The organism is Alcaligenes sp. YSL9, assembly GCF_030515105.1.
Taxonomy (GTDB): domain Bacteria; phylum Pseudomonadota; class Gammaproteobacteria; order Burkholderiales; family Burkholderiaceae_B; genus Alcaligenes; species Alcaligenes phenolicus.
In genome coordinates, this window is record NZ_JALXJU010000001.1 from 1459890 (window position 1) to 1474447 (window position 14558).

At 56.6% G+C, this 14558-nt stretch carries 14 protein-coding genes; 5 read left to right on the plus strand and 9 right to left on the minus strand.

Annotated elements, in window-relative coordinates:
* Window positions 1–70 precede the first annotated feature (70 nt).
* Window positions 71–1564: a CoA-acylating methylmalonate-semialdehyde dehydrogenase gene (locus M2Q46_RS06805; protein WP_009456555.1), complete on the minus strand. Its 1494-nt coding sequence runs from the start codon at window positions 1562–1564 to the stop codon at window positions 71–73.
* Between the two features lie 165 nt (window positions 1565–1729).
* On the opposite strand from M2Q46_RS06805, the gene M2Q46_RS06810 reads away from it, so the two are divergent.
* Window positions 1730–2623 (plus strand): LysR family transcriptional regulator, encoded by an 894-nt coding sequence (locus M2Q46_RS06810; protein WP_035272524.1) that lies wholly within the window; start codon window positions 1730–1732, stop codon window positions 2621–2623.
* Between the two features lie 61 nt (window positions 2624–2684).
* Here M2Q46_RS06810 and lptF read toward each other — a convergent pair whose 3' ends face one another.
* Window positions 2685–3794, minus strand: coding sequence for an LPS export ABC transporter permease LptF (gene lptF / locus M2Q46_RS06815; protein WP_239054491.1), 1110 nt, complete (start codon window positions 3792–3794; stop codon window positions 2685–2687).
* Window positions 3795–3850: 56 nt separating this feature from the next.
* Between lptF and M2Q46_RS06820 the strand changes: the two genes are divergently transcribed.
* From M2Q46_RS06820 to epsC, 4 genes are all read left to right on the plus strand, one after another.
* Complete coding sequence (locus tag M2Q46_RS06820) at window positions 3851–5344, plus strand: leucyl aminopeptidase (RefSeq protein WP_239054492.1); 1494 nt, start codon at window positions 3851–3853, stop codon at window positions 5342–5344.
* A 2-nt stretch (window positions 5345–5346) separates the two neighbouring features.
* Window positions 5347–5769, plus strand: coding sequence for a DNA polymerase III subunit chi (locus tag M2Q46_RS06825; protein WP_226349221.1), 423 nt, complete (start codon window positions 5347–5349; stop codon window positions 5767–5769).
* A gap of 81 nt (window positions 5770–5850) precedes the next feature.
* Window positions 5851–6561 (plus strand): Bax inhibitor-1/YccA family protein, encoded by a 711-nt coding sequence (locus M2Q46_RS06830; protein WP_009456559.1) that lies wholly within the window; start codon window positions 5851–5853, stop codon window positions 6559–6561.
* Window positions 6562–6827: 266 nt separating this feature from the next.
* A complete protein-coding gene (gene epsC, locus M2Q46_RS06835) occupies window positions 6828–7757 on the plus strand; it encodes a serine O-acetyltransferase EpsC (RefSeq protein ID WP_035272518.1) in 930 nt (309 codons plus the stop codon).
* A gap of 245 nt (window positions 7758–8002) precedes the next feature.
* On the opposite strand, the gene rarD is transcribed toward epsC, so the two are convergent.
* The 7 genes from rarD to lepA form a co-directional block, all read right to left on the minus strand.
* Window positions 8003–8908: an EamA family transporter RarD gene (gene rarD, locus M2Q46_RS06840; RefSeq protein ID WP_035272513.1), complete on the minus strand. Its 906-nt coding sequence runs from the start codon at window positions 8906–8908 to the stop codon at window positions 8003–8005.
* Window positions 8905–9510, minus strand: coding sequence for a PIN domain-containing protein (locus M2Q46_RS06845; protein WP_035272512.1), 606 nt, complete (start codon window positions 9508–9510; stop codon window positions 8905–8907). The genes rarD and M2Q46_RS06845 overlap by 4 nt, the downstream gene beginning before the upstream one ends.
* 1 nt (window position 9511) lies before the next feature.
* Complete coding sequence (gene recO / locus M2Q46_RS06850; RefSeq protein ID WP_026483095.1) at window positions 9512–10102, minus strand: DNA repair protein RecO; 591 nt, start codon at window positions 10100–10102, stop codon at window positions 9512–9514.
* On the minus strand, window positions 10095–10985 hold the full coding sequence (era, locus tag M2Q46_RS06855; protein WP_026483096.1) for a GTPase Era: 891 nt from the start codon (window positions 10983–10985) through the stop codon (window positions 10095–10097). Before era ends, recO begins: the two co-directional genes overlap by 8 nt.
* Window positions 10982–11740 carry a ribonuclease III gene (gene rnc, locus M2Q46_RS06860; protein ID WP_009456563.1) on the minus strand — a complete coding sequence of 253 codons (759 nt, stop codon included), beginning with the start codon at window positions 11738–11740 and terminating at the stop codon, window positions 10982–10984. The genes era and rnc overlap by 4 nt, the downstream gene beginning before the upstream one ends.
* Window positions 11740–12624, minus strand: coding sequence for a signal peptidase I (gene lepB / locus M2Q46_RS06865; RefSeq protein WP_009456564.1), 885 nt, complete (start codon window positions 12622–12624; stop codon window positions 11740–11742). Before lepB ends, rnc begins: the two co-directional genes overlap by 1 nt.
* 64 nt (window positions 12625–12688) lie before the next feature.
* On the minus strand, window positions 12689–14482 hold the full coding sequence (lepA, locus tag M2Q46_RS06870) for a translation elongation factor 4 (RefSeq protein WP_026483097.1): 1794 nt from the start codon (window positions 14480–14482) through the stop codon (window positions 12689–12691).
* Between the last annotated feature and the right edge of the window lie 76 nt (window positions 14483–14558).

The window sequence follows — 14558 nt, forward strand, 5'->3', positions numbered from 1 at the left end:
GTACAGGGCTATTATATGTAATAAGGAACAGCTCGCTTATTGCATTAAGTTATATATATAGATTCAACAATTACGTCATGCTGATTGTTGTATTCATCGTATTGGCATGAGCTTGCCAACGGGCCGTCACGGTTTTGGTCTGTGTCCAGAACTGAACGGCTTGTTTGCCGTTCGGACCCAGGTCACCCAACTTGGACGCACGCGAGCCAGTAAAGCTGAACCAGGCCACAGGCACAGGGATAGGAATATTGATACCGATCTGGCCTACGTCAATACGGTTCTGGAAGTAGCGCGCATGGCCGCCGTCCTGGGTGAAGATGGACACGCCATTACCGTTGGGGTTGCGGTTGATGAACTGCACCGCCTCTTCCAGCGTATTGACACGCACAATGCACAGCACGGGTCCGAAGATTTCTTCCTCGTAAATGCGCATATCGGCTTTCACATCATTGAAGATGGTTGGGCCGACAAAGTTACCGCTTTCATAGCCAGGCACTTTCACGCCACGACCATCCAGCAAGAGGCTGGCACCTTCCTGTACACCGGCTTCAATCAAGGATTCCACACGCTGGCGAGCACGCGGCGAGACCAAGGGGCCCAGATCGGCCTGACGGTCCGTACCTACGTTGACCTTCATGGTGGCAGCACGTTTGACCAGTTCATCAACCCACTCGCCAGTTTCGCCGACCATCACGGCTACCGAGATCGCCATGCAGCGCTGGCCGGCCGCGCCAAAAGCAGCGCCCAGCAATTGGTTGATCGCCACATCACGATCCGCATCAGGCATCACAATGCAGTGGTTCTTGGCGCCCATCATGGCTTGCGAGCGCTTGCCAGCTTCAGTGGCACGACGGTGAATTTCGGTGCCAACAGCTGTCGAACCAATAAAGGACACAGCCTTGACTTCAGGATGGGTCACCAGGGCATTGGCAATATCTGCACCTCCGTGGACCACGTTCAGCACGCCTGGAGGCAGGCCAGCTTCCAGAGCCAGTTCAGCCAGCATCAGACTGGCGCTAGGATCCTGCTCGGAAGGCTTGAGCACGAAGGTATTACCGCAAGCCACAGCCAGCGGGAACATGAAGCAGGGCAGCATCACCGGGAAGTTGAACGCGGTCACACCGGCACACACGCCCAAGGGCTGGATCAGGGTGTAGACATCAATACCGCCCGCAGCGTTTTCTGCGTATTCGCCCAATTGCATCGAAGCAATGGAACACGCGTATTCGATCACTTCCAGGCCGCGGCCTACTTCACCTTCAGCGTCAGGCATGGTCTTGCCGTGTTCACGCGAGATGGCTTCAGCCAGCTTGGCACTGTTTTCACGCACCAGACGCTGCAGATTCAGCATGACGCGCATGCGCGCGCCCTGGCTGGAATGGCGCCAGCTCTCATAAGCCTTGGCCGAGCTGGCAATAATGGTTTCCAGCTCTTCCATCGTGGCGTAAGGCACTTGGGCCACGACTTCCTGGGTGGCTGGATTGAGCACATCGTCCCAACGGGTGCTCTTGGATTGAACATGTTGTCCATCGATCAGCAAAGGTACACGAACCACTTCCGTCATAGCATGTCTCCAATGAATTGCTCAGGCGGCTAAGCCTTATTTGTTATCCCACTTGTATGAGGGTTCTCATCGAGTGTAGAAGCCTCAAGACCCGTTTACCATGTTGAAAAATGCACAGGAGCTGGGCATTTATGCACAAGTCTTTTTCAGGGCGGGCTCGTCACGATGGACTGGGATAATCTGCGTTACTTTCTGGAAGTGGCCCGTTGCCAACGTATCAGCGTTGCCGCCCAGCGGCTGGGGGTGCAGCACAGCACCGTAGCTCGCCGTATCCAGGCGCTGGAGCAGGAACTGGGCTTGCGTCTGTTTCATAAGTCCACGGTCAGCGGCTATAGCCTGACCAGTGAAGGACAGAATCTACAGCAACGCATGGAGCCGGTAGAAAGCCGCTTGCTGGCAGCTCGCGATGCGATTACGGGCAAGGCCAGACCCTTGACCGGCAAGCTGCGCCTGGGCTGCACCGAAGCCTTTGGCAGCTATGTGCTGACGCCCTTGCTCAGCATTTTCCAGGCCCAATATCCGGAGCTGACCTTGGAGCTGTTGCCTGTACCCCGCCCTATCAGTCTGTCACGCCGGGATGCCGACCTGGCGATTGCACTGGAGCGCCCCCAACGCGGTCCTTACTGGTGTACGCGGCTGGCTGATTACAGCTTGCGGCTCTATGCCCATCAGGATTATTTGAACAGCCATCCGCCCATAGAAAGCGTGCAGGATTTGTCCCAGCATCGCTTTATTGCCTATGTGGATGATCTGGTGTTCAGCGACAGCCTGCGCTATCTGGAAGAAATCGTCAGATCCGCCGCCGTACGCTTTCGCAGCACCAGCGTGATTGCGCAGTATCAGGCTACCTTGCAGGGACAAGGAATTGCCGTTCTGCCCTGCTTTCTGGCAAAAACCGATCCGCGCCTGCGTTGCGTTCTACCCGACCAGGTGGAATTGCGTCGACGCTTCTGGATGTTCTGTCATGAGGAGCAGCGTCAAAATCCCAGCCTGACCCGGCTCTGGCACTTTCTGAAGCAGTCTGTTCAGGAGCGACAAGATTTGCTGGATGGAGCTTGAATCGCTCAATCAAGCTAGAAGTAACAGGCACAAAAAAGGGACGTCACGCCCCTTTTCTACTTCAGCTTGTCGCTGGTGGTTTAGGTGCCTTGATGCGCAATTTACGCCACATCATGAAGACCATGATCAGCAGGAAGATCGCGTGGACCAGCCACAAACCGATTTCAAAACCCAATTGGCCATTACGAATCCAGCCGCGCGAGAGGTTGATCAGGTTCATATAGAGCAGACCTACCAGACCAGCCACCAGAATATTGCCTGAGCGTCCCATCCTGGGATTCACCGCTCCCAGAGGAATCGCCAGCAAGGCCAGATTCAGTGCCGCCAAGGGCAAAGCCAAGCGCCACATGATCTGTGAGCGCGCCTCGGCATCGTCATCACTAAGTAACAAGGTGGTTTGACGAGCCTTGATCTGCTGCTCGGCACGGGCGCGAATCGTTTCAGCGGTATTGCCTGCATCACGGCTCTCCAGACGCATGCCGTAACTTTCGAAGTCCACCATACGGAATTCGGCCTGACCGGGCTTCAAGTCGTAGCGATGGCCTTCGCTCAAGACCAGAAAGCGATCGCCATTGGGCTGCTCTTCCATGCGGGCACTTTGCGCAGTCACAATGCTGAGCCACTGCGGGTCGATCACGCGGGCGATCACATTACCCAACTCATCCCCTTCTTTTTCCGGGGAGTCCGCGTAAAACACACGGGCGCCATCGTCGGACTCAATAAACTGCCCGGCGGTAACTTTGCTCAGGTCCGAGCGCTGCTCAAAACGCTGGCGGTATTCAGCAATCTGGCGATAGGCCCAGGGAGAAGCCTGCAAGGTCAGCACGGCAATCAGGATGGCAGTCGGCACCGCACACTGCAACACAGGCGTTACCCAGTTTTTCAAGGACAGGCCACTGGCAAACCAGACCACCATTTCGGATTCCCGAAAGCTGCGCGTCACGGTGGTGAGCACGGCAATGAACAGGGAAACGGCCAGAATAATCGGCAAGGCGGTAATACTGGAAAAGGCGGCCAGACCCAGCACCACATCAGGGCCAATCGTGCCATTGGCCGCTTCGCCTAACAAACGCACCAGAAGTACACTAAGCCACACAATCAGCAAAGTGGACAGTACAACGCCACTGTGACTTAAGATTTCGGATACCGCAGAGCGTTTAAATAGAGACATATGAGAATTTGCGAGATAATCGCAGGTACGATTTGCGACACACTGAGGATAGTTGAATGGAATTTAGCACACAGACATCCGCTTCTTTGCACCAAATTAAGACGGCCGCACTAGGCGTAGGCGTCTTTGCCGAGGGCATTCTAAGCCCCGCAGCGGAACTTATCGACCGCGCCAGCAACGGAGCTGTGAGCGCTGCTGTCAAAGCCGAGTTTAAAGGCAAGCCCAATACCCACCTGGTGCTGCGCAATCTGCCCGGTGTTAAGGCCGAACGCGTTATTTTAGTCGGCTTAGGCGCTCAAGAGGAATACAAAGCAGCAACTCATACGCAAGCCCAGGCCTGCCTTGCTTCTTACTGCCTGAAAGCAGACCTGAAAGAAGCCGTTTCGGCCCTGGCCAGCATTGATTGCAAAGGCACCACCTTGCGCAGCCGCGCTCAGGACGCTGCCGTGGCCGTATGCCGCGCCAGCTACCGCTACACCGCCACGTTCAGCAAGCCCGAACCTGCTCCCAAACTGAGCCAGTTCCTGCTGTGGACGGCCCGCACCCAAGCCAGCGAAGCCAAGGCGGGTCTGGAGCAAGGTCAGGCCATTGGTAACGGCGTCAACCTGACTCGCTTGCTGGCTGACCTGCCCGGCAATATCTGCACTCCTACCTACCTGGGCAAAACCGCCAAGCAGTTGGCCAAGGAATTCAAGACGCTGAAGGCCGAAGTGCTGGAGCGCAAGCAGATTGAAGCCTTGAAGATGGGCTCGTTTCTGTCGGTGGCCAAGGGCTCGGATGAACCGCCTGCGTTCATCGTGCTGCGCCACACCCCCAACACCAAGACCAAACACGAGGACGGCCCTATCGTTCTGGTGGGTAAGGGCCTGACCTTCGACTCGGGCGGTATCTCCATCAAGCCAGCCGGCAATATGGACGAAATGAAGTACGACATGGGCGGTGCTGCCAGCGTTCTAGGCACCATGCGCGCCATTGCCGAACTGAACATCGACCGTGAAGTGATCGCTGTGGTGGCTTCTTGCGAAAACATGCCCAGCGGCCGCGCCAATAAACCGGGCGACGTCGTGACCAGCATGTCTGGCCAGACCATCGAGATCCTGAACACGGACGCCGAAGGCCGTCTGGTTCTGTGCGATGCCCTGACCTACGTCGAGCGCTTCAAACCCGCTGCCGTGATCGATATGGCCACCCTGACCGGCGCTTGCGTGGTCGCTCTGGGCCACGTCAACACCGGCCTGTTCTCGACCGACGACGACCTGGCTGATGAACTGATTCAAGCTGGCAAGCAAACGGGTGACACGGCATGGCGCATGCCCATGGACGACGCCTACCAGGAGCAACTGCGCTCGAACTTTGCTGATATGGCCAATATTGGTGGCCCACCAGCCGGTTCGGTAACCGCCGCCTGCTTCCTGTCCCGCTTCACCAAAGCGTACCGCTGGGCTCACCTGGACATCGCCGGTACTGCCTGGCGCAGCGGCAAGGACAAGGGCGCCACAGGCCGTCCCGTGCCTTTGCTGGTTCAGTACCTGCTTAATCAGTGTCGCTAAGCATGAGCCGCGTCGATTTCGCTTTCGGCGCGCCAGATCGCTTGCGTATGGCCTGCGAGGTCGTGCGCAAGCACTACGAGGCGGGCCGTCAGGTGGTGGTGTATCTTTCCGATGCCCGCCAACTGGCCCGTTTCGATCGCCTGCTCTGGGGTTTTGAATCCACGGCTTTTGTCCCGCACGTCGGTGTGGAAGACCCCTTGGCAGCCGCCACCCCTGTTTTGTTGACCAGTGCCGCCCCCGTGCCCGCAGGTGAGCAAAGCTGGCTGTTGAATCTGGATGCCCAATGCCCGCCCGGTTTTGAACAATTCCCGCGTATATTGGAAATTGTCTCCGAACGGGAAGCTGACCGTACCCAGGCTCGCGAACGCTGGCGTGTCTACCAGGCGCAAGGCTGCCAAGTGCATGCTCATAAACTGGGTGCTTGAATAATAAAGAAGATTCTTGATTATTCAGGTAGTTGTCAGTTATTCTTGACCACTGATCTCTCTGTATTCTAAGGACTCATCATGAGCGAATTTCGTCAATCAAGCTTGCCTGAGCATAACGGCACCCTGGGCGCCCAGTCGCTGATTGCTCGCAATCGCGTCCTGCGCAACACCTACTGGCTGCTGGCCCTGTCCATGATTCCCACCGTGCTGGGAGCCTTGCTGGGCCTGTCCTCCGGCATTAACCGGGTTATGGGCGCCAGCCCAGGCCTGAGCGCCATTGTTTTCCTGGTCGGTGCCTTTGGCCTGATGTTCCTGATCGAAAAGAACAAGAACAGCTCGCTGGGTGTCGCCCTGCTGATGGCCTTTACCTTCTTCATGGGTGTGATGCTGTCCCGTCTGCTGGGCTTTGTCCTGGGCATGGGTAATGGCGCACAACTGATCATGCTGGCCTTTGGCGGTACCGCTGCGGTCTTTGGCGCCATGGCAACTATTGCCAGTACCACCAAGCGTGATTTCTCCGGCATGCAGAAGTTCCTGTTTGTCGGTGCCGTTATCTTGCTGGTTGCGGCCTTGGCCAACATCTTCCTGCAACTGCCTGCGCTGATGCTGACCATCTCCGTGATGGCTATCGGTATCTTCTCGGCCTTCTTGCTGGTTGATCTGCAGCGCGTCATCAACGGTGGTGAAACCAACTACGTGTCGGCCACCCTGGCGATCTATCTGGACGTCTACAACATTTTCAGCAACCTGCTGGTGCTTTTAGGCGTGCTGGGCGGTAACCGCGAATAAGATCGCGGACCCCGCACTCCCCAAGCCCCCTTTTCGAAGGGGGCTTTTTTTATTATCCGCACGCTCAAGCACGCTGGCTTGAAAACCTGACCATGCCCCTCATCTGCTTGATCTTGCCCCAAGCTCATGGGGCCTTGAAGCGGCACGACCAGGCCTGAGCCATGGCAAAGGGAATCACCCTGACGCAGCGCCCTGTTTTTCGTGTCCTTGCTCAGACGCGCGGGTATAGTAAACCTTGTAGAAAATTTCCCCTTTGGAGAACACTGGTGGCAGTCTTTGAAACTCAACATATCGTCGACAATCTGCGCGGGGCCCGCGAAGAATGGCGACAGGCGCATCAACGCTTGAACGAGCTTGAAGGCCAGGAATTTCCGTCGGTACAAGCTTTGATTCAAGTGACCGAGCAGCTCAAAGGCATCCTGTTTCCCATGCGCCTGGGCAGCCCGGAGCTGCGTCGCGAGTACGAAGATCACTTTGTCGGCCACCACCTGGGCCAGGCGCTCAATACGCTGCTGCAACAGGCGCGTATCGAGCTGCAACGCGCTGCCCTGCTCCGTGGTGACAAATACGATCGCGAAACCATTGAAGAGCAGGCACACAAGGCCATACAGGCTTTTGCCAACAAGCTGCCAGACTTGCGCCGCACCCTGGATCTGGACGTGGTCGCCGCCTATCAAGGCGACCCGGCTGCCCGCAATGTGGACGAGGTACTGCTGTGCTATCCCGGTCTGCTGGCCATGATCCATCACCGCATCGCCCATGCTCTGACCAATCTGGGGCTGCCCCTGACGGCGCGCATTATTGCAGAACTGGCCCACAGCCAGACCGGTATTGATATTCACCCCGGCGCGCAAATTGACCATTCCTGTTTCATCGACCACGGCACCGGCGTTGTGATTGGCGAGACCGCCATCATCGGCAAGCGGGTTCGTATTTATCAGGCCGTCACCCTGGGTGCCAAGCGCTTTAGCAAGGACGAAAAAGGCTTGCTGCTCAAGGGCCAGGCCCGTCACCCCATCGTGGAAGACGATGTGGTCATCTACGCTGGCGCCACGATTCTGGGCCGCGTCACGCTGGGTGCCGGCTCCACGATTGGCGGGAATGTCTGGATTACGGAAGACGTACCAGCGGGTTGTTCGGTGACCCAGGCCAATTTGTTGCGCAATCAACCTGACTGCCCGGAGAAACTGCGCTAAGCAGCCTGCTTATATCGCGCAGGACCCAGTCTGGTACGGCCCGGACTATCTCCTCTAGAAGAGCCCCGTAGTAAAAAAAACGACTCCTGTCATGTCCTTCCCAAAAGCATGGATAGCTATCCAACTTTGGAGAGGGTCTTTCAGGAGTCGTTTTATATTGGGTTCTGCTTCACTCAGGAAGCCCCCAGAACGTCTGGGTAGACGCTAACAGCCCTTCGGCACTGGCTGGTACTAACAAGCAGAGTTTACGCCTTGGGAGGCGGCACAGGCGGTCCGGGTCGCCACATCTTGATGAAACCTTCCATAGCCATCAAGGAAATGGCAATCCAGATCGGAATATAGGTCCACCACTGATTCGCGCTCATGGGCTCGTCCAGCAGCAAATACGCCACCCAGAACAAGAGCACCGGCTCCACATAGCCCAGAATGCCAAACAAGGCCAAAGGCAACTGACGACTGGCAGACAGATAGCTGACCAACGCAACCGAGCTGATCAGGCCCAGAACCGGGACCTGCCAGATCAAGCGAGGCTGATCCGCGAACAGGCCCCACATCTGCGTGTCTTGAACAAAGAGCAGCCAGCAAGCTGGCAGGAACAAGAAGCTCAGATCAAACCAGAGTGAAGCCAGCGAGCCAAGACGCAGATAACGGCGCAGCATGAAATAAGGTGGATAACCCACAACCACCACCGCTGTCGCCCAGGAGACGCTCCCTACGCGGAACAGCTCGTGCAGCACACCCACGCCGGCCAATGCCACAGCAATCCACTGAATGGTGCTCAATCTGTCTTTGTAGATCACCCGCCCTACCAGCACCATCATCAGCGGCAAGAGGAAGTAGCCCAGGGACACGTCCAGCGCCATCTGGTGCAAAGGCGCCCAGACAAAAATCCAGAGCTGTACCCCGACCAGGGCTGCAGCCAGCAAGAGCAAGGCAAAATAGCGCCAATTCCCGGGCCAGTGACGCAATACCCAACGCACTTCCCGCCAGCGCCGTGCCCGAGTGATCACCAAAGCCAAAGCAGGCAGCCCCAGCACAATACGCCAGGCAAAAACCTGCTCGCCACTAAGTGGCTGCAAGACGGTGGCGTAGTAGTACAGGCAGGCAAATAAAGCGGAGGCCAGGACCGACAGCAAAACACCTTGCTTCATGAGTGCGCCTCGTCCATTTTCTGACGCCGCAAATAAGCCTGCCCCACACTGAACAAACGATCACGCTTTAACAAGGTATGCGTATCCAGTGCCTGCGCTTCGGGCGTCAGCATCAAAGCGGGCAAACCATCCAGCAAACGCTGCATCAAATCCGGGTGCGCGGCCATGTACAAACTCAAAAGCTGATCCGGCTCCCACAAGCTGATCCCCAGGCGACGCAGCTCGGAACGATTAAAGTCTTTCAGATTACGGGTCAAGATGCCGACCGGCTGATCGGGATAACGCTGCTGTGCCAAACGGGCAGTGGCGATCACATGCCAGTCCTTGGCATCGGAGTAGCGCAAGTCCTTCTTGAACTCGCTGCTATCGCCTAAATCGGCTTCGGGGTAACGCTGTTGCAGCGCTTCCCACTGCTCCTCGATAGAGGTGGGCATGACTTTCCACAACCTGCCCGCATTACGCCGCCATTCGTCCCCGATCACCGGACTCCAGACAGGCTTGAACAACTGCTCGTCAGCCAGGGCCAGGAGCAAGCGGCGCAGTACGTTGGAGATCAGTACGCAGGTATCCAGAACCAGCACGGAAGGAAGGGAGACGGCCATATCAATAGCGTTGCAGCTGCATGAGAACAGAGCGGGTATGCAAGGGGCGACCCAGCAAGCTGTTCAGGCGTTCGCGCAAGCGTATGCGCAACTCTGGCTCGCCGACAGGGTCGTCAAAGTCCGGCGTGGCTTCATCAAAGCCATAGCCGGTTTCGGTCAGCAGCACCCACTCAAAGCGCCGCAAGGCCCCCGCCACGGGTGGACGAGGAATCTGTGCCAAGTGCACCAGAGCCTCTTCGTAGGCATCGAACAAAACAGGATGTGGGTCTTCACGCGGCAACAAACGAATCAACAATTCGTTCATGTACCAGGCCGACATCAGAGCACGACCTTTCAAGGGGCGAATCCCGGCGCAGTCCGCCCGTGTCAGCGTTTTGACTTCATTTTTGCCCGACCAGGCCAATAACAAAGGCTGAAACACAGACAAAGCAGGCCGCAAAATGGAATGCGGCCTTTTGGCGCCTTTTGCAACCAGGGGCACCAGCCCGTGGTTACGTGTAAAGGCATGACAGATCAGGGACGTTTCACGCCAGGCACTGGTGTGCAGTATGTAGCCCGCTTCGTCCTGAAAGCGATGACGGGGATTACTCATACCCCAGGTCGCGCAGGACCGCTTCACGATCGGACCAGCCCTTGCGCACCTTGATATACACATCCAGGAACACGGGCTTGTCGATCAGCTTGGCAATATCTTGGCGAGCCTCGGTTGCAATGCGCTTCATGTGCATGCCACCCGCTCCCAACAGAATCGGACGGTGGCTTTCGCGTTCTACGACCACGCAGGCCGAAATACGCGCGCCCTGCTCGTTCTCGTCCCATTGTTCGATAACCACGGTACACCCGTACGGCAGCTCGTCACCCACCAGGCGGAAGATCTTCTCGCGCAGCAGCTCCGAGGTAATGAAGCGCACCGAGCGGTCGGTAATGGTGTCAGCGTCAAACATGGCCTCACCTTCAGGCAGGCGGGAGGCGATCTCGTTCAGCAAAGGGTCCAGTTGCAGGCGCTTGGCAGCACTGACCGGAATCACGGCGCCGTACTCGAACTCCTGCGACAGGCGGGCGATATAAGGCAGCAAGTCATTCTTGCTTTTCAAGGCATCAACCTTGTTGATGACCAGAATGGTCTTGCCGCCTTTAGGCAGCATGGGCAGCAATTCGGCGTCCGAAGCGGACCACTTGCCGGCTTCAACCACATGCACCACCACGTCCACATCGGCCAGAGCCTGGGTCACGACGCGGTTCATCATGCGGTTCATGGCCCCGCCGTGCTTGGTCTGAAAACCGGGGGTGTCCACAAACACCATTTGATCGTGATCACGCGTCAGCACACTGTTGATGCGGTGACGCGTGGTCTGCGCCTTGCGCGACACGATCGAAATCTTGCTGCCGATCAGGGCATTGGCCAGCGTGGACTTGCCGACATTCGGTCGTCCAACAATAGCCACGAAGCCGCAGCGAAAAGGGGTCTCTGTCATTCTGTTTCCTGCGACACTGCCACGGGCAATGTCAATTGTGAGGGGCGACGATGGCGACTGGCGCGCGTCGTCTTGGCTGGAAATTCAGCTTCTAAAATAGCAATGGCCTGCGTCGCGGCGGCTTGTTCAGCCGCACGACGGCTGCTGCCACTGGCACGAACATGGATGTTGAGCTTGGCGATCGTGCATTCGATATCGAAGAGCTGATCGTGGGCTGCGCCATGGGTGGCCACCACGGTATACACCGGCAAATCCAGCTTGCGACCTTGCAGCAGCTCCTGCAGCAAGGTCTTGGGATCTTTCCCCAAGGTTTTGGGGTCCACATCTACCAGCATGGGCTCATAGAGCTGGGTGATGACGGTTTGGGCTTGCGTAAAGCCCGCGTCCAGAAAGACAGCGCCAAAAATGGCTTCCAGCGCGTCTGCCAGAATGGAGGGACGACGGAAACCACCGCTTTTCAGCTCCCCTTCCCCCAGACGCAAATAATCCGACAAACCCAGACGGGTAGCGATTTCCGCCAGAGCGGCCTGTTTGACCAGATTCGCTCGCAGGCGGGACAGATCGCCTTCATCAATGCGTTGGAAACGGTCGAACAACAAGGCCGCAACCGTGAAGTTCAAGACCGAATCCCCCAGGAACTCCAGCCGCTCGTTATGGCGAGCGCTGTGGCTACGATGGGTCAAGGCCTGCTCAAGCAGGCCTGTGTCTTTGAAGGAGTAGCCGATAGCGGCTTCAAGCAAAGCAAGACGTTTCATTAATGGAAGCGACCTATACGGCTAAGTTCGCGGAAATTCATCCAGATAAAGAAGGCGCGTCCCACAATATTCTCATCGGGCACAAAGCCCCAATAACGACTGTCCAGACTATTGTCGCGATTGTCTCCCATGACAAAGTAATTACCTTCGGGCACCACACAAGAGATACCGTTGGAGAAGTACTCACAGGAGTCGCGGTTGGGGAACGCCACGATAGGCATCAAACCCTGAGGCTGAGTCTTGTTCAGCAAGATGTTGTGCTGCACTTTGCCCAGCTCTTCCAGATAGCGCCCAATGTAAGCGGAGCGATCCGGCTCGTAGTAATCGCCACTGCGCACTTGGGTAATGACTTGACCATTCACGGACAATACCTTGTCGCGGTACTCCACGCGGTCACCCGGCACACCAACCACACGCTTGATGTAATCCACAGTGGTATCAACGGGATAGCGGAACACAATCACATCGCCACGCTCGGGATGGCCCAAAGGCACAACCTTGGTACCACTGACAGGCAGGCGAATGCCGTACTCGTATTTGTTCACCAGAATCAAATCGCCATTTTTCAGCGTGGGCAACATGGAGCCCGACGGAATGCGAAAAGGCTCGATGATAAAAGAGCGCAATACAAACACGAACAGAATGACTGGGAAAAAACTGACGCCATACTCAATCCACCACGGCATGCGGTTGGCCTGGTCATAAGCGTCCTGGCGCAGTTGCTGCAAGTGCTCGGGGTCTTGAGCTGCCGTTTCCGGTACCGCCTGCATCGCGGCCTGCGCACGCGCCAGACGGCGCGAGCGCAGGGAGAAACGATCCAAAAACCAGATTGCGCCGGTCAGTATCAGCAGTACAAACAAAATCAGAGCGAAATCCCAGCTCATCGGTTTCCTTTAAAGAAATTAAAGCAGTCCTGGCTGTGGTCGGCTTGAGCTGCCGACCAGAGCATTACTTATCCTCGACCTGCAAAATTGCCAAAAAGGCTTCCTGCGGAATTTCCACGTTCCCAACTTGCTTCATCCGCTTCTTACCGGCTTTTTGCTTCTCAAGCAGCTTTTTCTTACGAGAAATATCGCCGCCATAACACTTGGCCAGCACGTTCTTGCGCAATGCCTTGACGTTTTCGCGAGAAATAACTTCGGCGCCAATGGCAGCCTGAATCGCAATATCAAACATCTGCCGCGGAATCAGAGAGCGCATCTTGGCGACCACTTCGCGTCCACGGTAACGGGCGTTGCTACGGTGCACAATCATGGACAGGGCATCAACCCGGTCGCCGTTGATCAGGATATCAACCTTGACCACATCGGCCGAACGGTATTCCTTGAACTCGTAGTCCATGGAAGCGTAGCCGCGCGATACCGATTTGAGTCGGTCAAAGAAGTCCAGCACGATCTCGGCCAGAGGCATCTCATAGACCAGGTTCACCTGACGGCCATGATAGGTCATATTTAACTGCAAACCGCGCTTGGCTGTACACAGGGTCATGACCGGGCCCACGTATTCCTGCGGCATTAGCAGCGAAACCACAACAATAGGCTCGCGTACGTCTTCGATATGGGACACTTCCGGCATGCGGGAAGGGCTTTCAATCATCAAGACTTCGCCGTCACGACGCTCGACCTCGTACACCACCGACGGCGCGGTGGTGATGATATCCATGTCGAATTCGCGCTCCAGACGCTCCTGGACGATTTCCATATGAAGCAGGCCCAGGAAACCGCAACGGAAACCGAAGCCCAGCGCCTGAGACACTTCGGGCTCAAACATCAGGGAGGAATCGTTCAGCTTGAGCTTTTCCAGGGAATCGCGCAGTTGATCGTACTCGCTGCTCTCCACCGGGTACAAACCGGCAAACACCTGAGGCTTCACTTCCTTGAAGCCCGGCAAGGCTTTTTCAGCCGGTTTGCCGGCCAGAGTGATGGTGTCACCAACCTTGGCGTGTTCCAGCTCTTTAATGCCGGCAATGATGAAACCCACCTCGCCTGCAGACAGATGAGGACGGTTTTCAGACTTGGGGGTAAAGACACCGATATGCTCGACCAGGTGCGTCGCACGGGTGGCCATCAGCAGAATTTTTTCCTTGGGCTTGAGCACACCGTTGACGATGCGCACCAGCATGACCACGCCCACGTAATTGTCAAACCAGGAGTCAATGATCAGGGCTTGCAAGGGAGCAGTCGGATCACCCACTGGCGGCGGAACACGCGCCACGATGGTTTCCAGAATCTCGTCGATACCCAGGCCGGTTTTCGCACTGGCGGCAATTGCGTCACTGGCATCAATGCCAATCACGTCTTCCACTTCCTGGCGAGCTGCATCCGGGTCAGCCGAAGGCAAGTCCATTTTGTTGAGCACTGGAATCACTTCCACGCCCTGATCCAAAGCGGTATAGCAGTTGGCTACAGTCTGCGCTTCCACACCTTGGGAAGCGTCCACGACCAGCAAGGCACCTTCACAGGCCGACAAGGAACGGCTGACTTCATAGGAGAAGTCAACGTGGCCGGGGGTGTCGATCAGGTTCAGGTTGTATACCTTGCCATCCTGAGCCTTGTAGTGCAAAGCGGCGGTCTGGGCCTTAATCGTGATGCCACGCTCTTTCTCGATGTCCATCGAATCCAGAACCTGGGTCGACATCTCGCGGTCGGCCAGGCCACCACAGCGTTGGATCAGGCGGTCAGCCAAGGTCGATTTGCCATGATCGATGTGGGCAATAATAGAGAAATTGCGGATGTGATCCATAAACCCGTTAATAAACAAAGAAAATGTTGAGGCGCAATGCCAGAGAGACGGCACAAGAAAGGGGCGCACATGACGC